Raw genomic sequence first — 19,235 nt, forward strand, 5'->3', positions numbered from 1 at the left:
GCCGGCGCCGGGATCATATGATAATAACGGTAAGCTGCCCAGCAGCAATTTCTAAACGGTTGGGGGAACACGATGAAAATAACAGTGATCGGAACAGGCTACGTCGGTCTTGTGACAGGAGTGTCTCTTTCAGAAATCGGCCATGACGTAACATGCATAGATATTGACGAACGTAAGGTTGAGCAGATGAGAAAGGGATTGTCCCCTATCTTTGAACCGGGCCTTGAAGATATGATGAAACGAAATATCGGCCGGCATCGGCTGGCATTCGAAACGAGCTACGAAAAAGGGCTTGCGGAAGCGGACGTTATTTTTATAGCGGTCGGAACGCCGCAAAAAGAAGACGGGCACGCAAACCTTACTTATATTGAAAATGTCGCCGAACGGATTGCCGAACATATTTCTAAAGATGCGATCGTCGTGACAAAAAGCACGGTTCCCGTGGGAACGAATGACAGGATCAGAGAAGTTATTCATTCACGGCTGAAAGCGGACGTGAACATTTCAATCGCCTCGAATCCGGAATTTCTCCGTGAAGGTTCGGCGATTCACGATACCTTTCACGGCGACCGCATCGTGATCGGGGCTGAAGACCGGCAGACGCGGGAAACGCTTGACCGGGTTTTCGCGCCGCTTGCGATTCCGGTATATCATACGGACATCAGAAGCGCTGAGATGATCAAATATGCGTCAAACGCATTTTTAGCGGCAAAAATCAGTTTTATTAATGAAATTTCTCATATATGTGAAAAAGTCGGTGCGGATGTGGAATCAGTCGCACACGGAATGGGATTGGATAAACGGATCGGCAATCAATTCTTAAGAGCCGGCATCGGTTACGGCGGTTCCTGTTTTCCGAAGGATACAAACGCCCTCGTGCAGATCGCGGGACATGTGGAGCATGATTTTGAATTGCTGAAGTCCGTCATTAAAGTCAACAATAACCAGCAGTCCATGCTGGTTGATAAAGTGCTGAACAGGCTCGGCGGTGTGACGGGGAAGACCATCGCGTTATTAGGGCTGTCTTTTAAGCCGAATACAGATGATATGCGGGATGCCCCGTCCATTGTCATTGCGGATCGTCTGGCGGCTCTTGACGCCCGGATGACAGCGTACGATCCGATCGCTTCATTCCGGGCTTCCGGACTGCTTCCGGCTGCGGTTTCCTATCGGGAGTCCATAGAAGAAGCCGTCAGGGGAGCGGATGCCGTCCTGATTCTGACAGATTGGGAACAAATTAAACACTTCCCGCTTGAAGCGTACAAAGAGCTGATGGAAACCCCGGTTATTTTCGACGGGAGAAACTGCCACTCGCTTGAGGAAGCGGAACAGGCGGGCGTGGAATATATCTCAATCGGAAGAAGAGCCGTCGTGCCTCAGACTGATTCTGTCACTTGAAAGGCCGGCGGACCGCGCCGGCCTTTTATCATACAATCATTAGAGACGAAGGGGATATTAATCGTGGAAAACACATGGAAATTGCCGAAGCAAATGGAATCATCCCGCGGTCTGCTGGAAACGTCAGCACGGCCTTTTATCAAACTGCACGTCAAAAAAGCTGAAACGGGACGGTATGACAGTAAAATTGCAGGAGACCCCTATTTTCCGAAACATGAACCATATCCTAAAGATGAAAGCGGCAGGCCGATGAAGCTTCTCGCTCAAATCAATTTTGCGGATATGCCCGGACTCCCTGATTTTCCGGACACCGGCATTCTTCAGTTTTACATATCGGTCAGTGATGACGTATACGGTCTGAATTTTGACGACGGGTGCGTGCAAACGGGTTTCTGCGTCAAATATTTTGAACATGTGACAGCAGAAGAAGCGGAGCTCATGGATGATTTTTCTTTCGTTCAGGTTGAAGAGGAGTACGATTTTCCGATTCAATCAGAAGCGCTGATCACCCCTGAGCTGTCTGCTGAATGGGTGCTCCCGTCTGATTTTCAATTCAGGCAGTATGCCGGGATGGATGCCTTTGACTATTTCGAGCAGTTTGACGATGAGGTGTATGACGAATATACGGCGAACGCATTCGGCCATAAAATCGGCGGCTATGCGTCCTTCACCCAGGAAGATCCGCGGTCTTACTCCCATCAAAACCATACGATTCTGCTTTTGCAAATTGATTCAGATGATGACATTGATTCGATGTGGGGAGATGTGGGAATCGCCAATTTCTTTATCAGACCGGAAGATTTGAAGAGAAAAGATTTCTCAAACGTTTTGTACAACTGGGACTGCAGTTAACGACATTATGATGATCATGATACAAGGCAAAGGAGACGGTTAATCACTGTCTCCTTTTTTTTAGGGAATTTATCATGGATACATAGAGGAGATCGATGAATGGATATGCCGTTTATGTGAGTCTTTTGGCGTTAATGATGAGCATCTCGGCTGTTGAAAATAAGCCATTTAACCTATTTAAGCTGCTTTCTGTCTATTTTAAAATATAATATATGGAAATATAGTATGGAAAAGTCTGTGCTTTTTGTACGACTTTTTGCGTAAGACGAGGTGAAAACAGATGAGCCATTCAAGCACATTAAGCCATATTAACAGCACGATCAGCCATAAACTGGGCGAGGTTGAACACCAAATTGATAAATTAAAAGAAGCGAAAAGAGAGATAGAATCTCTGCAGGAAGAGGGCGTATCTGAAATCAGGGACATCCTCAGGCCGCACCTGGATCATCATTGGACCGGCACTTTTGCTGAAGAATTTGATGACCGGCGCGATCAGGCCCATACAGAAGCATACAGAATCGTCACAGACAAATACGACGGTTATATTTACCGAATCGGCTTAAAGATGACACAGCTTGAAATTGAAAAAGGAGGGCTCCTTGCCGCCAGAAGCATCGCGAGAGAGGCAGAGCACCTGCTGACGCTGGGAGAAGAAGCCCTTGACACGGTCGGAGAAAAAATACAATCAATCAAAAAAAGCTGGAGTTGGTTTTAATGGCAGAAATAAAACTCAAATACGGAGCTGTCATGAAGCAGCTTGAATCCGTCAGCAGCGCTTTGGAGGCCGTTTCGATCGGGAACGCCGGTTCAAACGGAAAAAACAAGCTCGACTATACCTCCAAGTACCAATCCCGCGAAGCAAAGCTTGTATCGATGATCAGCGAATACAAGCAGGCCGTTCATAAGAATATCGCGGACGTTAAAGACAACGTAGATTCTTTGAAAGAACAGGACGAGGCGATCGCCGTAAAATAACGAAAGAAAGGACTTGCCGATGAGCAAAGTGTTTGAATCACAATCGTTAACGGACGAAGCAGATAAGAGAAAGAAACAATACGAAGCCCTTGAAGAGCAGCTGCGTGCGCTCAAACAAGCCTTTCAAGGCGTGGCCGATCTGGGTGATGCTTTGAAAGGGAAAGGCGCAGACAATATAAAAGATTTTTTTCAGGGACAAGCGGAAATCGCCGACAGCTGGCTGACGCTTGTCTCTGCTCAAATTGCGTTTTTAAATGGCATTTCAGGTGACATTAAAGATCAAGAACTCAGCGATACATATGTGGAGACTTCATTTTTGGAGCATGAGCTGCCCAACGCGGATTTGAAAGCTTCAGAGATTGTCTCCGCTCATAAAGCAGAAATCGATTCAATTTTGTCAGGCATCAGCGATATTATTCATCTCGACACATATACGCTGGATGATTACGCTGATAAAATGGGCGATGCCCAGAAAACCAGACGTGACACGATCACGGCAGTCGATACGCTTGATGAATCCCTGACTGCTGAATATCAAAACTTAGAATCTCTGGACAACGCCGTGCTCAGCAAATATTCTGTTCTCATGCAGGCCACCAGCAACGGGAAAAGCGCATCCCCTATGTACTATGACAAAAAAGCCTTTCACAGCAATGAAATCTACAAAAGCGTCACGGCGACAGAAAAACAGGGAACGGACTATATTGACGCAAAAGCCCAGCAGGCTGAAGCAAGACGGCTTCAGGAAAAGGCTGAAGAAGAAGCCAATAAACCATGGTACGAAAAAACATGGGACGGCATCTGCAACTTTACCGGCGAAGTCACCGGCTATTATGATTATAAAAGAGCAGCCGAAGGCGTTGATCCGGTGACCGGAGAAAAGCTCTCCACCGCAGAACGCGTCACAGCAGGAGCGATGGCCGCCGCCGGATTCATACCGGTCGTCGGCTGGGCGGGCCGCGCTTTCAAAGGCGGAAAAGCCATTTACAAAACCGGAAAAACCGTCATTGCCGCAGAACATGCTTTAGATGCCTATAAAACCGGAAAATCCTTAGACATTCTCAAAATGACAGAAATGGGCGCATACGGCCTTGTCGCCTCAAACGGATTCACAGAAGCCGTCACAGGCAGGGATATGTTCGGAAACAAAGTGTCCGAGGAGAAGCGGAAGCAAGGGGCGCTGGAAGCTGCGCTGAGTTTGGTTGGAGCCGGTGCATTGGCGAAGCATGTAAACAAAGGCATACCGCTTGCAAAATCGCCACAAGCATCAAAAGTTGAAAAAGGGAAAAAGATTCTAGACCAAGTAAAAGAATTCAAAGTCCCGACGAATGTAAAAATTCGTGTCCACAAGACTGTCACACCGGATGGCGCAACTTTCCCAATCATTCATGCTGATGTGAAAACGACTGCTGTGAAAGATCTTGGGGTTGTGAAGATGGCGGGTAGTGGTAGCGGGAATAGTAAGAAACTTTTCGGTCAAAATGGAACTCAAATTGCAAGTAAGACAACATGGCAAAATGGGAAGACAGAAAGAATAGACATTGAAAACCCAAATCCAGGGCAAAGAGAAGGTCAAATTCACTATCACGAGCCAAATAATAAAAAATGGTATTTTGATGTAGAAACAAAAAAGTTTTATGACCAAAAAACAGGTGAAGATGCACCTAGCAAAATTCAAAAAGTACTTAAAGACAAGAGTGTTCAGAAAGCTATAAATAAGGGATTGAAATTTTTAGGTGAGGATCCTGTATTTTAGTATAGGAGTGAAGATTATATATGGAATATACAAATAAAAATATGAAAAGACTAAAAGAACGACTTGAAGATCGGAGTAATGCAAATAAAGTTGACCTATCTAAATTAAAGGATATTATTTCACCTAATATAGTTAAAGTAGACGATTGCTATATTCTAGATCTAGAGTATGAGTTAACTGATAATACAACGATAAATTGGAATAGAATTTTGAAAATGTACGGGGATAAAACGGGGTATGAAGCATCGTGTAATGAGCTCCGCATAAACGATTATTTAGACTGCAGTGATTTGTCTGATGAAGAGATTTCACTTTATGCGTTTCAGGTAGTAGACGGTTGGGAACAACATTTAAAAGAAAAATTTCCTGAGCATAAATTTGTTGTAATTATAAGTATTGATGAAGGTTTTGCGACACTTAGATTTCATAAATATAGAGAAGAGGAAAGCGGTTGGCTAAAGGCCGACATTGAAGAGTACGGAAACGAAGCTATCCTTGTAAAAGAAATTAACTTTAGTAATAAAATTTAACTAAAAAAGCAAGTAGTTATATTGGGACTGACCCCTGTTTTTGAGACAGGGATCAAAACACCTTCATACAGCCAATTGCCGATATTGTATCGGCGATTGGCTGTTTAGTTTCGTTTGAATACGAATATTGTTATAATAATGAATGTATTCTATGACAGTGCGTTCTACGATGGCAGTCGTAGTTCGATCAATGCTGTTAAGATAGAACGTTTCAGACTTTAGCGAGGAATGAAACGATTCGATGGAGGCATTATCAGCGGGCGTCCCTTTGCGGGACATGCTCATGGTAATGCCTTTTGTTTTAACAGCTTTTTGATACTCGTAAGATGTATACACAGAACCTTGGTCACTATGTAACACACAGTTCTCTGGCAGTGCGGGCAGCTGATCAAGTGTGTGTAAGACAAAGGCTGTGTCCTGCTTATCCCCAATAGTAAAAGCAATCACTTCTCCATTGTATAAATCTAATATACTGGAAAGGTACAATTGTTTCTGTCCATAAGGCAAATATGTGATATCCGTTACTAGCTTTTCCAGAGGGCGATCATACTGAAAGTTTCGATCTAATATATTCTCGGCCACGGCATATGGCTGCCCATTCTTCTTGCGCTTTTTCACCTTAACCCGGCATTGCCACTGATTCTTCTGCATAATGCGCTGAACCGTTTTATGATTCATGCTGATGTGAAAACCAAAGCTGTGAAAGATCTTGGGATTGTGAAGATGGCGGGTAGTGGTAAAGGCACCAAGGGTACGGGTAATGTAAGGCATTTAGATGATGTACCTAGAATAAGTGAAATTGAAGTGAACTTTAAGAGAAATATAAAACATGATCCTGAAGAATTTGCAAGACAACTAAAAAATCAAGAAAAAGGAATGAACGAATTAACAGTTAACGAATATTTGAAAAATAGAGAAAGATATATTGCTAAAGGTAGAGCGATAGAAGGAAATTCTGCTCAAAAAATGGCTAGACAAGAAGCGCTTAAAGATAAAATTGCTGAACTACGAAAGCAAGGACTCTCAAGAGCTGATGCGACTAAACAAGCTTCAGATTGGATGGACACACAAGCAGCGCTTCACAATCCAGATCAAATAGCTGGAGGAAGGGCAGACAGTATTGGTGGTTTAGGGGATAAAAGAGTTAATTCCTCCTTAGGATCACAATGGAAATATAGAATTGATATTGTTGATGAGCAAATTAGGAAAACGGCAGAGAATATGTCACCTGCAGAAATAAAGAATACTTATTTGAATGTAAAGTTGACCCAATATCAAAAGGGGGCATTTTAATTGGATACCTTTGAGAACTATATTAAATACGATACAGTTGATGAAAGAATTACTTTAAGATATAAAGACAAACTTCCTGCAGAACTGATAGAAGTATGGGATAAATATGGTTTGGGAACATTATTAAACGGTTTTTTAAAAGTTATTAACCCAGACGAGTATTTAGATATCTTAGAAAGATGTTATATGAGGTACGAGCAAGCGATTCCTATTTTCACCACCTCAATGGGTGATATTATAGTATGGGAAAAAGATAAATACGTTAATTTATTAAATTTTAGAAAAGGGCATGTTCATGTTGTTTCATCTGGATTTGATTTCTTTTTTGATGATTTAAAAGATAATGATTTTATGAATGATGAATTAATGTGGGAACCTTATCCTGAAGCTAGTAGAATATACGGTAAACCTGATTATGACGAATGTTTCGGATACACTCCTTTACTAGGTTTAGGTGGATCTGAAAAAGTAAAGAATCTAGAAAAGGTAAAATTAAGAGAACATATTCTTATTATTACTGAATTTATGGGCCCAATTGAATAGGATTGGTGTTAAGACAAGCACTTGATTTGCACTTAAGGCATCAAGTGCTTCTTTGTATGTAACAGGAATAGCTGAACGAAAAATGAATGTTTGCTTTCCAAGGAGGTAAAAATAGTTCATGGCTGAATTTGAATTTATAAATCATTTAGAAAATAAAACATATAAGGTACCTGAAGAGGATATATTAAAAGCTGAACAAAGAATGAAAGTAGATATTCCAAATGATTTAAAACAATTATATTTAGAAGTCGGTTATGGTTTTATTAAAGGTGAAAGTGATAATGCAATTAATAGGATATTGGGGCCAGGGGCAGTAGCCGACATTAGACTAAGAGAAGGAATTTTTGAGTTTGACCCAGATTTAGATGAACTTTATGATGATGAAAATAAACTTATTTTTTTTGAAGTAAACGAGGGTGTTTATATTTCTATATATTTACAATTAGAAAACAATCCAATATTTTATTTTGACACTCAAATAGCTGAGTCGTTAGAGGATTTTTTTAAAAAGTTCCTCAATGATAACGAATATTATATTGATTTAATTGAGGATTAGACTTATAAGAGGGAATGGTTAGAAAAATTAATTAAACTTGATGGCTGCTGAAGCCTTTCAAGGTTTTTTCATAGGTGAATTGTTGTTTTCTGTTTTGTAAATTCTGAATAATTTATTTGGCTTTAGGCTGCGTTCCGGTTACCGGAGAGTTGGTAACCCTACGGTTGTACTTAGGAAAGGTGTATAAAGTAATGAAATACGGACATTATCATAATCAGGTAAAAGAAGTTATTGATTTTTCCAAAACCTTTAAAGCAGTTGCATCACATGATATCTCTTATTTTACTAAAATTATTAATGATGAAGAAAAAGCTAAGTACTATGCTTACGAAGATGTAATTGGTGAAGATGAATATGCGTGGAAAGATATAAAAGAAAACGAGATGAGTGAGGTATGGGGAAAATTTTATGAATTAAACGATGATCAAAAACCACAAAACCTAGACATGCTTCTGAAAATTTTTTCGGAAAATGTCAGAAGTGCTACGACTGAATTTAATACTTTTCTTGAAGAGATCGTAGCAGATCTAAATAATTGTGCAATAAATAGAGCAGTAAACGGGAAAACAGACAATTTTTTTGAAAAACTTTTCAAAATTTATAAAGCGGGCTATTTTCCATGTGGCTGGGATGGAGAGTATCCTTATGGAAGTTTTATTGCATTGTATATCGAAATGAAGAACTTGAACTGAAAAGACGATTTTAGAAATGAAAATGAGGAAAACCAATGAAATGAAAATACATCAAATTCACGATTTTGATCTAAATGATGAATCGGACTTTATTCAAACACAACAATCCCTAATACATAAAATCAACCTATCCCCCGTCATCCATCCAGACTCCGTCAACACATGCGCAGGCGTCGACCTCGCTTATTGGGAGCAGGACGGGGAACCGTACGGCGTATGCAGTATCATCGTGATTGACGCTGATACAAAAGAAGTGATTGAAAAAGTGCACAGCATGGGGAAAATCAGCGTGCCGTATGTTTCCGGTTTTCTTGCGTTTCGCGAGCTGCCGCTGATCATTGAAGCGGCCGAAAAGCTGGAGGCGGAGCCGGATGTGTTTTTGTTTGATGGCAACGGGTATCTGCACTACAATCATATGGGCGTTGCCACCCATGCGGCTTTTTTTCTGGGTAAGCCTACAATTGGGATTGCGAAAACCTATCTCAAAATCAAAGGATGCGATTTTGAGATGCCCGAAAATGAAGTCGGCGCCTGCACCGATATTCTCATTGACGGCGAGGTATATGGCCGGGCGCTTCGGACACGGCGGGACGTGAAGCCTATCTTCTTGTCTTGCGGACATAACATTGATTTAGAAATCAGCTATCAGATCACAATGAAAATGATCAATCGAGACAGCAGGCTGCCGATCCCTGTCCGTCTGGCTGACCTTGAAACGCATGTTTTGCGAACGTTTTATCGGAAAAATCACGTGTAACACTTGCAGTCCGGGAGGCTGCAAATGTTTTTTATTGATCAGGCCATCTGGGAGGATGACAGGAACCACATGTAAGAAGCATAGACGAAGAAACAGTTATCTATATCGAACAATATATCGGGACTGAAACAAAAAGCACCTATCCAGGTGCTTTTCTTTATAAATGAGGAACCACAAGACCTCCATACAAAAACGCCGCGATAATCAGGAAGGCCGGATGCATCTTGAATTTTGTCAAGGCAAGAAGGGAAATCCCCGCAATCACTATCGCTTGAACCCAGCCGATCGCTTTGATGCCGTCTGCGCCGATTTGCCAGGTAAGAATGAGCATCATGACGGCGATGACAGGCTGGACGGACAGCGTCATGCCTTTGATGACGGGTGATTGGCGGAAGCGCTGAATGATGCGCAAGAGGACGATCAATGCGAGCGCCGACGGTACGACGGTGGCGATCAGCGCAATCAGGAACCCGGGCCACCCGCCTGCGCTGTAGCCGACATACGCCGCGATTTTGGTGGCGATCGGGCCTGGCAATGCGTTCGCAAGCGCGAGCATATTTGAGAATTGATCGTTTGAGAGCCAGCTGTATCTGTTGACGACTTCTTCAAACATCAGCGGGATTGACGCCGGTCCGCCTCCATATCCGAGTGCGTTTGCGACAAAAAACGCCATAAATACATAAATCATGATCATGAGGCCGACATTCCTTTATCTTTTGAACGTTTATTTGTGATTTTGTCCTTTAATTTAAAATGAAACGCGCCGTATGCTAAGAAAATAATAATGACAAAGCCGGGATTGATCTGCAGCGTTTGCAGGCCGATAAAAGCGATGATAAAAAACAGAATGCCGGTGACCCAGCCGAAACCTTTAAGCGCTTTTTGGCCAAACTCGTACGCCATAATGCCGAGCATGACGGCGATTACCGGTGTTACGGCGCCAATCATGCCGGCAGCAATTGCTGAGTGGCTTAAGACATTGACAGCCGCAAACAAGCCCGCCATAGCAAGGCATGTAGGCAGAATATGGGTAAGGGTTGCCACGATTGCGCCTAACGTGCCTTTCAGCTTAAAGCCCAGATACGCGGCCATTTTTGTGGCAATCGGTCCGGGAAGCGCATTTGCGATCGCTAATATTTCTCCGAATTCATCATCATCTATCCATTTGTATTTATTGACGGCTTCATGGCGGATGAGCGGGATCACGGAAGGTCCGCCTCCGAATCCGAAAATGCCCGTTCGGACCATCGCCGCCGTAATGTCCCAATAGGGATGTCTCATGGCTATGTCCTCCTTACAGCTTCATGCCCGTTCTGCTTTTATACCGTTTAATCAGCATTTGGCAGTCGACGCTGACGACGCCTTTTTGCGTATAGAGCCGTTTTGTCAAAAACTCTTCCATCTCCTGATCATTTGCGAAAATACCGTGCATATGCAGCTTGCTCGGTCCGGTCATATGATAAAGGCTTGTCACTGCCGGTTCCTTTTCAAGCTTTAATGCGGTTTCCTCCAAATACTGCGGCTCCACCTCCACATTAAAAAACACGGACACATGGCGGCCGATTTTCGCCGGGTTGATGACAGCGGTGAATTTTTCAATCACACCGGCATCGAGTAAATGCTGAATGCGGTGCTGAACCGCCACTCGCGACAGGTTAACCCGCTTTCCTACGTCTGTATAGGAAATCCTCCCTTCCTCGTGCAAAATCGAAAGAATCTGTTTATCCGTTTCATCAAGGACAAGATTCGGAATGCTGTATTCATGTTCCAACCCGCTTCACCTTCCTTCATTTGGTAGACATTATTGTATCATGAAACGTTACGGTATGAAGGGAGAAATTTTTTATTGTTTTCGATACGTAATGACTTAGAATTATTTCTTATCGAAAAGTAAATAGTGTGTGAGATTTTCTTTCAGGAATGTGGATGGCCGCGAAGCCGCTTTTTATAATTGAGAAAATTTGTAAAGGGGCTTGCCATGAATACTTCAACCATCGGAACGAAACAAATGGTCGTCAGTCCGCATTATCTCGCTTCTCAGGCGGGGGCCGGCATTCTGGAAAAGGGCGGAAACGCGTTTGACGCGGCAGTGGCGGTCAGCGCCTGTCTGGCAGTCGTGTATCCGCATATGACGGGCCTTGGCGGGGATTCATTTTGGCTCACTTACCATAAAGAAACGGGACGAATCAAAGCTTATAACGGAAGCGGCCGTTCAGGGAAGCATGTGACGAGAGACTTGTATCGGGGCAGAGAAGCGATCCCTCTGCGCGGGACAGAAAGCGCCATTACCGTTCCGGGAATGGCGGACAGCTGGGATGCCGTGCTTTCGGCGTACGGGCGTCTTTCGCTCGCTGAGGTGCTGAAGCCAGCTCTTGATTATGCGGCAAACGGATTTCCGGTCTCTGCCGACCAATGCGCCCACACAGAACGCAATCTCGCTCTTTTAGCCTCGATGCCTTACACCTCGGCCATTTATACGAGAAACAAAAAAGCGCCCATGCCCGGTGAACGGTTTGTCCAAAAGGATCTGGCGGCCAGCTTGGAGCAGCTTGCCGAGAAAGGCAGAAGCGCTTTTTATGAAGGAGACCTCGCTCAACGCATCACATCCTTTCTGCAAAACAACGGCAGCCGTCTGACACTTGATGACTTTAAAGCCCACCGCGGCGAGTGGACGAACCCGGTATCCTCCGATTACCGCGGGTGCAAAATCTATCAGGCTCCGCCGAATTCACAGGGCTTTACAGGCTTAATGACGCTCAATATATTGGAAAACTATGATTTTTCTCAGATCGAACACGGTTCATTTGACTATTATCATCTGCTGATCGAGGCGCTGAAGAAGAGTTTTCAGCACCGGAATGAAGTGCTGACTGATCCGGCATTTTCTCATATTCCGCTGGATCGGCTGCTTGATAAACGGTATGCAAAGCAGCTTGCGGAAGAAATCGGTAACGTGGCTGCGCCGGCGGTAAGCCGGCCGGTCGGAAGCGACACAGCTTATGCCGCCGTCGCCGATGCGGAAGGAAATGCCGTTTCCTTTATTCAGAGCCTCTATTTCGAGTTCGGATCTGCCGTTACAGCGGGGGAGACGGGCATTCTGCTGCAAAACCGCGGGTCATTTTTTTCGTTGGACGAATCCCATGTCAATACACTTGAACCCGGCAAGCGGACGTTCCACACCCTCATGCCGGCGATGGCCTGTAAAGAAGGAAAGCCTCACATCCTGTACGGAACCCAGGGAGGAGAAGGCCAGCCGCAAACTCAGACAGCGATGATTACGCGCATCATTGATTACAAAATGGACCCCCAGCAGGCGATCAATGAGCCGCGCTGGGTCTGGGGACGGACATGGGGAGAGGAGTATGAAGGGCTGAGGGTTGAAAGCAGAATCAGCCCTGAGACGAGAGAAGCTCTAAGGCAGAGCGGCCACCGCGTCGAGACCGTTGGTGATTTTGACGGGCTTATGGGCCATGCGGCAGCGATCGTCATTGATGAAGAAGGCTTTCTCCAAGGCGGGGCCGACCCGCGCGGCGACGGAGCGGCCGCAGGAGTATAGAGCTACGCTGACTGATGAAAAAAATAAGCACGCCAAGCGCGGCAGAAAGACCCGCGTAAAACGAATCGTACACATATTGCTTTTCCTCCCGCCGGTGCCGCCATTCCATTATGCCGCTGCAGCAAAATAGAAACAACTCCCGCAAATACGTACATTTCATTGAAAAAAGTCACCGCTGCGATGCCCGTAATAAGCAGTGTGATTTCGATTAATCGATATTGAGAACTTTGACGGCAAATACTTGAAACATAAGGCTGAGCAAAATAAATATGGCTGAAAAAATCAGTAACTGAATGAAATCCATCATCTTCCTCCTAAAAATGTGTCTCTCGTTTCATACGAGTGATGGCCTTGTAAGTTTCGGCATTCTATAAGACATTAGGCTGAGTTACATGGTAAAAGACTCAAAAAGACCCCTTTCGAAAGGGGTCTTTTTGACTAGTTTCTTCTATTATAATGGTTCCTGCTTCAGGTCGGGCGGACAAGCGTATATGTCTTCCCGAGTCTGACGTATTCATTCCCCGCGAGCCTTGCCGCAGGCTTCAGCTCATCTGTCCGTATGTAGCCTTTATCGGCGTCATATACTTGGTCATTCAAATGAAAACAAACGACTCTGCCGATGATGAGGTCTGTCGTCGTTTCTCCGCTGTCATTTTGGAACGGAAGATGGCGTTCGAGTATACATTCAAACCTCACTTTTGCTTCTTTTATACCGGGAACGCTGATGCAAGCGCTGTCTGTCACAGAAAGGTCTGTCATGCCAAGCTCACTGACATCAGGATCAAGCCTTGCCGCCGTTTTGTTAATGTCTTCAATAATGGACTCATCACTGACGTGCACCACGAATTCCCGATGAGCGAGTGCGTTTCTCGCGGTGTCTTTCTGCCGACCGTCCGCGCGGCTGACTGAGATGGCCAGAAGCGGCGGTTCTGCGGAGACAACGTTATAGAAACTGAAGGGCGCCGCGTTTACGGCGCCGTTGATGGATGACCGCGTAGTGACAAATGCGATCGGCCGGGGAACGACTGTGCCCGAAAGCAATTTGTAAGTGTCTTTTGCGTTCAGTTCGTCTGCTCGTAAGATATGCATGATTTCGGCCGCCTTTCTTTATCGTATGACCTGATTATACAGAAAGAAAATTCGGAAACACAACAAAAGAAAACCGGCTGCATATCTTATCACGTGGCATATATCTGATTGAGGAAAAAGGCTTCCGTTTAGCCGGCAGCCTATTTACGAATGGTGTTACTTGTAGTTTTTCTTTACAACCCAGATGTTCCCGTCTTTCCAGTACTCTGTTTTGCTGCAGTAATCGTCTTTTTTGCAAGGGTCTTTTTTCTGAGGACGATAAGGTTTTTTCTGCGTGCGTTTTTTCTTGCGGCGGCATGATTTTTTGTGGCTGCGTGATTTTTTGTGAGACCGGCATGATTTTTTACGGCTGCGAGATTTTTTGTGAGAGCGGGATTTTTTATGGCTGCGAGATTTTTTGTGAGAACGGGATTTTTTATGGCTGCGAGATTTTTTGTGAGAACGGGACTTTTTATGGCTGCGCGATTTTTTGTGAGAACGGGATTTTTTATGGCTGCGAGATCTTTTGTGAGAGCGGCACGATTTTTTATGACTGCGAGATTTTTTGTGAGAGCGGCATGATTTTTTATGACTGCGAGATTTTTTGTGAGAACGGGATTTTTTATGCTTGCGAGATTTTCTCTTCTTACTGCTTTTTGGTTCTTGGTACAAATAATCTTCCAATCCCTCGGTGCTTGCGGACTTTACTGCTTCTTCGATATCAGAATGGGAATAGTGGCCCATTTTGAAACCTCCTCATGATATATGTTTTAAGGATGCGATCCTTACTACCACATAGTACGCATGAATGAAAAAAGTGTATGTGTGATTCGCTGAGTTTTATATAAAAAGCACAGCCTAAATTAATACAGGGAGGTTTACTGATGAAAGACCAATCAACATTGCCTCTATACCAGCTGTTTATTCACCCGAAAGACTTAATGGAGCTGAAAAAAGACATTTGGGATGATGATCCGGTGCCCGCGGTGCTGAGAGTGAATCAAAAACGGCTTGACATTGATCTGGCGTACCGCGGCTCGCATATAAGAGATTTTAAGAAAAAATCGTATCATATCGCTTTTTATTCGCCGAAAACATTTCGCAGGGCGAAAGAGATACATTTAAACGCTGAATACAAAGATCCGTCGATGATGCGGAATAAGCTGTCTCTCGATTTCTTCGCGGAGCTTGGGACGCTGTCACCAAAGGCGAATTTCGTAACCCTGCAAATCAATGGCAGACATGAGGGGGTGTATCTTGAGCTGGAGTCAGTGGATGAATATTTTCTGGCGAAACGGAATTTGGCGGACGGCGCTGTTTTTTACGCGGTTGATGACGACGCCAATTTCTCCCTCGTCAGTGATCTGGAGCGGGATACGAAAACATCGCTCGAACTTGGTTATGAAAAGAAAACGGGAACGAAAGAAGACGATTTATACTTGCAGGATATGATCTATAAAATTAATACCGTGCCGAAGTCAGAGTTCAAGGGGGAGATCGTCAAACACTTGGACGCCGATAAGTATTTGCGGTGGCTTGCGGGCATCGTGTTTACCTCAAACTACGATGGATTTGTCCATAATTACGCTTTGTACCGGAATCATGAAACGGGACTTTTTGAAGTCATTCCGTGGGATTACGATGCGACGTGGGGAAGAGACATTCATGGTGATCGGATGGAGGCCGATTATGTCAGAATACAAGGGTTTAATACCTTGACTGCAAGGCTTCTGGATGAACCGTATTTCCGCAAAGCGTACAAACGGCTTTTGGAAGAGACGCTTCAGACCCGGTTTACCATTGAACATATGAAGCCGAAGGTCATGTCACTGTATGAGCAGATCAGGCCGCATGTCGCGAAGGATCCATATAAGAAAGAAGAGATGGATTGCTTTGACCGGGAGCCTGAAGTGATTTGCGAATACATTAAGGAGCGGTCAGCCTTCATCAGCAGTGAGTTAGAGCGGTGGAATATCTGATTTGGAAATGAAGAAAGATTTTTTACAAATAGGCTGGTGAATCAGTTCCCGAAAATAATCGTGATACGTATATATGCATTATGCTTTTTACATTATGAGAAAAATGACTAGGAGGACAATAGATGAAACGCAATACGAAGCGGCAGCGGTCTGATGACAACTTTTTGCATGCGATGGAAGGAAAAGTGATTACTGTCTACCGGGGAGGCCCGGAGTCCAAGACAGGGAGATTAGCAGACATTCAATCGGATTATATCGCTCTTCAGGTTGATAATAAAATCGTTTATTATCAATGGAAACACGTGAAAAGTGTGACGGAAAATACGAGTGAAACCGTATCGCCGGCCGAAGCGGCAGAATGTGAAAAAGCTGATGATTTTCAAGACCTGATCAGCCGGATGACCAATCGCACGGTGCAATTGAATCAGGGAGGTCCCGAATCGAAAAGAGGAAAGCTTCACGAAACAGGGGATGATTTTCTCGTGCTGGAAACGGAAGATGACGGAATTGTATATTTTAACGCCGACCATGTCAAAAGCATCAGCGCGGAACAAGAAGAGGACGGCCAAGAGGAGGAGCGCCCGGAATTTGAAATGGCTGATGATTTTCACGGCATATTTAAACGCCTGATCCACAAATGGGTATCCATCAACCGCGGAGGTCCTGAAGCCGTTGAAGGTATACTTGTGGATAATTCCGACGGCCACTACACTCTTGTGAAAGATAAAGAAGTGCTGCGGATCTATCCTTTTCATATCAAGAGCATCAGCGAAGGGGCAAAAGGAGCAGCTAAAAAAGAGGAGAATAAAGAAGACGAGAATAAAGGTGAGAAAGAGAGCGCCGAAGAAGAAAAGCCGCATGAAGAAGAATCACGCGAAGAGCAGCGTACTTCCTCTAAAAAGTCGAAAAGATCATCAAAATCCGTTCGATCCTCAAAACGGGAGAAAGAGGTCTCTTATAGCTACGCCACTGTATTAAGGACAATAGATTATCGGTGGAAACGCGGCCGTAAATGATTGGAAAGATTGTCCGTAAACGCGGGAGAGGGGGGAATGAAATGGCTGGATTAAGCAGATTTCTGGATAAACAAGTCGATATTGAGATATCGGGGAATACGACATTTTCAGGAACTCTTTTGGATATCGGTCAGGATATCATTGTGATTCATGACGGCCGGACGTTTCTTTATATTCCGCTGCTGCATCTTCAGCGGATGACATTGACGCTCCCGGACGAAGAGAATAAAGAACCGTACGCAAGAAAAAAAAGTCCGCATCCCGAAAAACAGGAACATTCCTTTTCTTACCGGAATACCCTCCAGCATATAAAAGGCAGATTCACAGAAATATTTGTTACGGGAGACCGTTCCATTCATGGGTATGTGACAAGTGTTTTAAATGATTATTTTGTTTTCTTCTCTCCGGTTTATAAGACTCTTTTCATCTCGATGCATCATTTGAAATGGCTGACACCCTATTCCGATGAGCAGACGCCGTATACATTAAACAGTTCAGAGCTGCCGGTTGTTCCCGCTAATGTGCCCCTTGTCCGGAATTTTGAGGAGCAATTAAAAAGATATATCGGTAAGCTGATTATTCTGGATTTAGGAGATATACCGAATAAAGTGGGGCTGTTGCAGGATGTCTCAGATAATATTCTTGAACTGACCAATGCAGACGGCGATACTGTTTTTTGGAAATTGAATCATTTAAAAACCATGCACCTGCCATAAATGATAAAACTGCCTCTCTTATACAGCAGGCAGTTTTTTTTCATGGGAGCTAAAGGTAAATCCAACTGATCCAAACATATAAAACGGTAATGGTAAACACGACAGTGAGAGGGACAACGATAATGGTCGTTTTGATATATTCTGACCAAGAAACTTTTTCGCCGTGCTGTCTGATGATATGCATCCAGATCAGCGTGGCTAATGTCCCGATCGGCAGAAGCAATGATCCGATATCACTGCCGATAATATTAGCCAGATAAATGATTTTTACGGTTAATGGGTCGATGGACATTTCAGTTAATGTCAAAGTGCTGATCATTAAGGCGGGATGGTTATTGAACAAATTAGAGAGGACGGATGTAGCAATGCCCATAATAGATGCAGCGTGGGCAATGCTTTGTGAGACATAAGGCTCAATAGACTGAACAAGCAGCGCCGTCAGTCCGATATTATGCAGTCCGTAGATGATAATGTACATCGTGAAGGCAAAAATAAAGATATGCCAAGGCGCTTTCCTTAATAAATCTGCCGGTCCGATTTTTAAATAAAACCATCTCCAGCCAAGCAGGATGACTGAACTGATGACAGCCACGAGCGAAACGGATATGCCGTTGTAAGAAGCTGCAAACAGACTGATCCGGACGAACAATACAAATGCCAAAACACAAAACATGATGTTCGTACGGCTGTTTTGGGTCGGGTCTGGCGGAGGCTGAAGCGGATGATATCGTTTGTGTTCCAGCGAGTCAAAATGAACCGGAATATCGGGGAGCTGTTTCGGCAAACGGCGGTAAAAAACGGCAAACAGCAGAAAGGCCATAAACACCAGTCCCAGCGTGCCGGGGATAAACATCATATTGGTGTACAAATAAAGGTCCATGCCTATCATTTTGAGAGAAATTAAATTGACGATATTACTGACGCCGATCGGGGTGCTTGCCGCCGTCGCAATTAATACGCCGCTTATTAAATACGGTGTTTTCTGATGTCTTTTAAGTCCGAGATATTGTAAGACCAATAGTAAAATAGGAGTGGTGATTAAGACGCTGCCGTCATTATTCAGAAAGAGCGTCATTGAAAAACAGAGCAGGTTGGTCAGCCAAAAAAGCCGGATGCCCGATCCCTTGGCGCGGTGAAGCAGTTTGGCCGCCGCCCAGTTAAAAAAACCGAAGCTTTCCAGCGCGATCGCCATAATCATTGTGGAGATAATGGTTATTGAGGCTCCGGTGACTTTTGACCCTATATCCCCCAAATCATGAAAGGAAACGGTTCCGCATAACAAAACGAGAATGGCGCCCAGCGACGCCGGAACGGCTTCATTTAATCCCCCGGGTCTCCAAAATATAAAAATAATGGTCACAAAGAAAGAAATCAGGGTCAAAATGACGGTAATATGTGTAATGTGTTCTGCCTCCTTTTAGATGGGTCATTGCCGCCCCGTTATTTTTATCCCTCCTGATCAGTTGTACTGTATGTATACGGGTACAGGTCGTAAGGTGTACTGAGCGTTTCTACCAATTTAGTAAAAATCCATAAAAGCACAAAAAA

21 protein-coding genes and 2 pseudogenes are annotated in these 19,235 nt (G+C 44.2%); 15 read left to right on the forward strand and 8 right to left on the reverse strand.

The window, feature by feature from the left end; genetic code table 11:
- The first annotated feature begins 72 nt into the window (after window positions 1-72).
- The 6 genes from ABK447_RS02360 to ABK447_RS02385 all read left to right on the forward strand — a co-directional run bounded on the left by ABK447_RS02360 (window position 73) and on the right by ABK447_RS02385 (window position 5,511).
- Window positions 73-1,398 (forward strand): UDP-glucose/GDP-mannose dehydrogenase family protein, encoded by a 1,326-nt coding sequence (locus ABK447_RS02360; RefSeq protein ID WP_014419067.1) that lies wholly within the window; start codon window positions 73-75, stop codon window positions 1,396-1,398.
- A 63-nt stretch (window positions 1,399-1,461) separates the two neighbouring features.
- Complete coding sequence (locus ABK447_RS02365; protein WP_094031347.1) at window positions 1,462-2,250, forward strand: YwqG family protein; 789 nt, start codon at window positions 1,462-1,464, stop codon at window positions 2,248-2,250.
- Between the two features lie 280 nt (window positions 2,251-2,530).
- Window positions 2,531-2,965 (forward strand): DUF5082 family protein, encoded by a 435-nt coding sequence (locus tag ABK447_RS02370; protein WP_015418385.1) that lies wholly within the window; start codon window positions 2,531-2,533, stop codon window positions 2,963-2,965.
- A complete protein-coding gene (locus ABK447_RS02375; RefSeq protein WP_007614257.1) occupies window positions 2,965-3,225 on the forward strand; it encodes a YwqI/YxiC family protein in 261 nt (86 codons plus the stop codon). The genes ABK447_RS02370 and ABK447_RS02375 overlap by 1 nt, the downstream gene beginning before the upstream one ends.
- 19 nt (window positions 3,226-3,244) lie before the next feature.
- The gene (locus ABK447_RS02380; RefSeq protein ID WP_094031346.1) at window positions 3,245-4,981 is read left to right on the forward strand and encodes a ribonuclease YeeF family protein; all 1,737 of its coding nucleotides are present in this window, start codon (window positions 3,245-3,247) and stop codon (window positions 4,979-4,981) included.
- 20 nt (window positions 4,982-5,001) lie between these two features.
- Window positions 5,002-5,511 carry a hypothetical protein gene (locus tag ABK447_RS02385; protein WP_015418379.1) on the forward strand — a complete coding sequence of 170 codons (510 nt, stop codon included), beginning with the start codon at window positions 5,002-5,004 and terminating at the stop codon, window positions 5,509-5,511.
- A 63-nt stretch (window positions 5,512-5,574) separates the two neighbouring features.
- Here the strand turns inward: ABK447_RS02385 and ABK447_RS02390 are convergent.
- A pseudogene (locus ABK447_RS02390) lies at window positions 5,575-6,189 on the reverse strand (IS3 family transposase); the annotation flags it as partial.
- Between ABK447_RS02390 and ABK447_RS02395 the strand changes: the two are divergent.
- From ABK447_RS02395 to ABK447_RS02415, 5 genes are all read left to right on the forward strand, one after another.
- The gene (locus ABK447_RS02395) at window positions 6,181-6,804 is read left to right on the forward strand and encodes a polymorphic toxin type 15 domain-containing protein (protein WP_077411092.1); all 624 of its coding nucleotides are present in this window, start codon (window positions 6,181-6,183) and stop codon (window positions 6,802-6,804) included. The pseudogene ABK447_RS02390 and the gene ABK447_RS02395 sit on opposite strands and share 9 nt — an antisense overlap.
- Complete coding sequence (locus tag ABK447_RS02400; protein WP_012118623.1) at window positions 6,805-7,347, forward strand: T6SS immunity protein Tdi1 domain-containing protein; 543 nt, start codon at window positions 6,805-6,807, stop codon at window positions 7,345-7,347.
- Window positions 7,348-7,465: 118 nt separating this feature from the next.
- Window positions 7,466-7,903 (forward strand): SMI1/KNR4 family protein, encoded by a 438-nt coding sequence (locus ABK447_RS02405; RefSeq protein ID WP_099320011.1) that lies wholly within the window; start codon window positions 7,466-7,468, stop codon window positions 7,901-7,903.
- 191 nt (window positions 7,904-8,094) lie between these two features.
- A complete protein-coding gene (locus tag ABK447_RS02410) occupies window positions 8,095-8,595 on the forward strand; it encodes a hypothetical protein (RefSeq protein WP_099320010.1) in 501 nt (166 codons plus the stop codon).
- A gap of 40 nt (window positions 8,596-8,635) precedes the next feature.
- A complete protein-coding gene (locus ABK447_RS02415) occupies window positions 8,636-9,352 on the forward strand; it encodes an endonuclease V (RefSeq protein ID WP_094031345.1) in 717 nt (238 codons plus the stop codon).
- 157 nt (window positions 9,353-9,509) lie between these two features.
- On the opposite strand, the gene chrA is transcribed toward ABK447_RS02415, so the two are convergent.
- The 3 genes from chrA to ABK447_RS02430 are packed head-to-tail and all read right to left on the reverse strand — an operon-like array spanning window position 9,510 to window position 11,123.
- Complete coding sequence (chrA, locus tag ABK447_RS02420; RefSeq protein ID WP_015240730.1) at window positions 9,510-10,046, reverse strand: chromate resistance efflux protein ChrA; 537 nt, start codon at window positions 10,044-10,046, stop codon at window positions 9,510-9,512.
- The gene (gene chrB, locus ABK447_RS02425; RefSeq protein ID WP_094031344.1) at window positions 10,043-10,633 is read right to left on the reverse strand and encodes a chromate efflux transporter subunit ChrB; all 591 of its coding nucleotides are present in this window, start codon (window positions 10,631-10,633) and stop codon (window positions 10,043-10,045) included. Before chrB ends, chrA begins: the two co-directional genes overlap by 4 nt.
- 13 nt (window positions 10,634-10,646) lie before the next feature.
- A complete protein-coding gene (locus tag ABK447_RS02430; RefSeq protein WP_007407537.1) occupies window positions 10,647-11,123 on the reverse strand; it encodes an Lrp/AsnC family transcriptional regulator in 477 nt (158 codons plus the stop codon).
- A 207-nt stretch (window positions 11,124-11,330) separates the two neighbouring features.
- On the opposite strand from ABK447_RS02430, the gene ggt reads away from it, so the two are divergent.
- Window positions 11,331-12,908, forward strand: coding sequence for a gamma-glutamyltransferase (ggt, locus tag ABK447_RS02435; RefSeq protein WP_094031343.1), 1,578 nt, complete (start codon window positions 11,331-11,333; stop codon window positions 12,906-12,908).
- A 10-nt stretch (window positions 12,909-12,918) separates the two neighbouring features.
- On the opposite strand, the pseudogene ABK447_RS02440 reads toward ggt, so the two are convergent.
- The 3 genes and pseudogenes from ABK447_RS02440 to cotG form a co-directional block, all read right to left on the reverse strand.
- Window positions 12,919-13,212, reverse strand: a pseudogene (locus ABK447_RS02440) (hypothetical protein); the annotation flags it as partial.
- A gap of 164 nt (window positions 13,213-13,376) precedes the next feature.
- Window positions 13,377-13,997, reverse strand: a complete 621-nt coding sequence (locus tag ABK447_RS02445; protein WP_043020917.1) for a flavin reductase family protein — start codon at window positions 13,995-13,997, stop codon at window positions 13,377-13,379.
- A gap of 156 nt (window positions 13,998-14,153) precedes the next feature.
- Window positions 14,154-14,720 carry a spore coat protein CotG gene (cotG, locus tag ABK447_RS02450; protein WP_094031342.1) on the reverse strand — a complete coding sequence of 189 codons (567 nt, stop codon included), beginning with the start codon at window positions 14,718-14,720 and terminating at the stop codon, window positions 14,154-14,156.
- Between the two features lie 140 nt (window positions 14,721-14,860).
- Here cotG and ABK447_RS02455 point away from each other — a divergent pair, with 140 nt between their 5' ends.
- From ABK447_RS02455 to ABK447_RS02465, 3 genes are all read left to right on the forward strand, one after another.
- Window positions 14,861-15,955, forward strand: a complete 1,095-nt coding sequence (locus tag ABK447_RS02455; protein ID WP_025285385.1) for a CotH kinase family protein — start codon at window positions 14,861-14,863, stop codon at window positions 15,953-15,955.
- A gap of 122 nt (window positions 15,956-16,077) precedes the next feature.
- Window positions 16,078-16,971: a spore coat protein gene (locus ABK447_RS02460; RefSeq protein WP_094031341.1), complete on the forward strand. Its 894-nt coding sequence runs from the start codon at window positions 16,078-16,080 to the stop codon at window positions 16,969-16,971.
- Between the two features lie 41 nt (window positions 16,972-17,012).
- Window positions 17,013-17,687, forward strand: a complete 675-nt coding sequence (locus tag ABK447_RS02465; protein WP_007407530.1) for a hypothetical protein — start codon at window positions 17,013-17,015, stop codon at window positions 17,685-17,687.
- Window positions 17,688-17,736: 49 nt separating this feature from the next.
- Here ABK447_RS02465 and ABK447_RS02470 read toward each other — a convergent pair whose 3' ends face one another.
- Window positions 17,737-19,068, reverse strand: coding sequence for an arsenic transporter (locus tag ABK447_RS02470; protein ID WP_012118610.1), 1,332 nt, complete (start codon window positions 19,066-19,068; stop codon window positions 17,737-17,739).
- Window positions 19,069-19,235: the final 167 nt, after the last annotated feature.

The organism is Bacillus sp. hwrm1 (assembly GCF_040207805.1).
Lineage (GTDB): Bacteria > Bacillota > Bacilli > Bacillales > Bacillaceae > Bacillus > Bacillus velezensis.

Excerpts from the sequence above, each read along its gene's own strand:
- ABK447_RS02360 (WP_014419067.1), top strand. The coding sequence starts at position 73 with ATGAAAATAACAGTGATCGGAACAGGCTACGTCGGTCTTGTGACAGGA.
- ABK447_RS02370 (WP_015418385.1), top strand. The coding sequence starts at position 2,531 with ATGAGCCATTCAAGCACATTAAGCCATATTAACAGCACGATCAGCCAT.
- ABK447_RS02375 (WP_007614257.1), top strand. The coding sequence starts at position 2,965 with ATGGCAGAAATAAAACTCAAATACGGAGCTGTCATGAAGCAGCTTGAA.
- ABK447_RS02380 (WP_094031346.1), top strand. The coding sequence starts at position 3,245 with ATGAGCAAAGTGTTTGAATCACAATCGTTAACGGACGAAGCAGATAAG.
- ABK447_RS02385 (WP_015418379.1), top strand. The coding sequence starts at position 5,002 with ATGGAATATACAAATAAAAATATGAAAAGACTAAAAGAACGACTTGAA.
- ABK447_RS02395 (WP_077411092.1), top strand. The coding sequence starts at position 6,181 with ATGATTCATGCTGATGTGAAAACCAAAGCTGTGAAAGATCTTGGGATT.
- ABK447_RS02405 (WP_099320011.1), top strand. The coding sequence starts at position 7,466 with ATGGCTGAATTTGAATTTATAAATCATTTAGAAAATAAAACATATAAG.
- ABK447_RS02410 (WP_099320010.1), top strand. The coding sequence starts at position 8,095 with ATGAAATACGGACATTATCATAATCAGGTAAAAGAAGTTATTGATTTT.
- ABK447_RS02415 (WP_094031345.1), top strand. The coding sequence starts at position 8,636 with ATGAAAATACATCAAATTCACGATTTTGATCTAAATGATGAATCGGAC.
- chrA (WP_015240730.1), bottom strand. The coding sequence starts at position 10,046 with ATGATCATGATTTATGTATTTATGGCGTTTTTTGTCGCAAACGCACTC.
- chrB (WP_094031344.1), bottom strand. The coding sequence starts at position 10,633 with ATGAGACATCCCTATTGGGACATTACGGCGGCGATGGTCCGAACGGGC.
- ggt (WP_094031343.1), top strand. The coding sequence starts at position 11,331 with ATGAATACTTCAACCATCGGAACGAAACAAATGGTCGTCAGTCCGCAT.
- ABK447_RS02445 (WP_043020917.1), bottom strand. The coding sequence starts at position 13,997 with ATGCATATCTTACGAGCAGACGAACTGAACGCAAAAGACACTTACAAA.
- cotG (WP_094031342.1), bottom strand. The coding sequence starts at position 14,720 with ATGGGCCACTATTCCCATTCTGATATCGAAGAAGCAGTAAAGTCCGCA.
- ABK447_RS02455 (WP_025285385.1), top strand. The coding sequence starts at position 14,861 with ATGAAAGACCAATCAACATTGCCTCTATACCAGCTGTTTATTCACCCG.
- ABK447_RS02460 (WP_094031341.1), top strand. The coding sequence starts at position 16,078 with ATGAAACGCAATACGAAGCGGCAGCGGTCTGATGACAACTTTTTGCAT.
- ABK447_RS02465 (WP_007407530.1), top strand. The coding sequence starts at position 17,013 with ATGGCTGGATTAAGCAGATTTCTGGATAAACAAGTCGATATTGAGATA.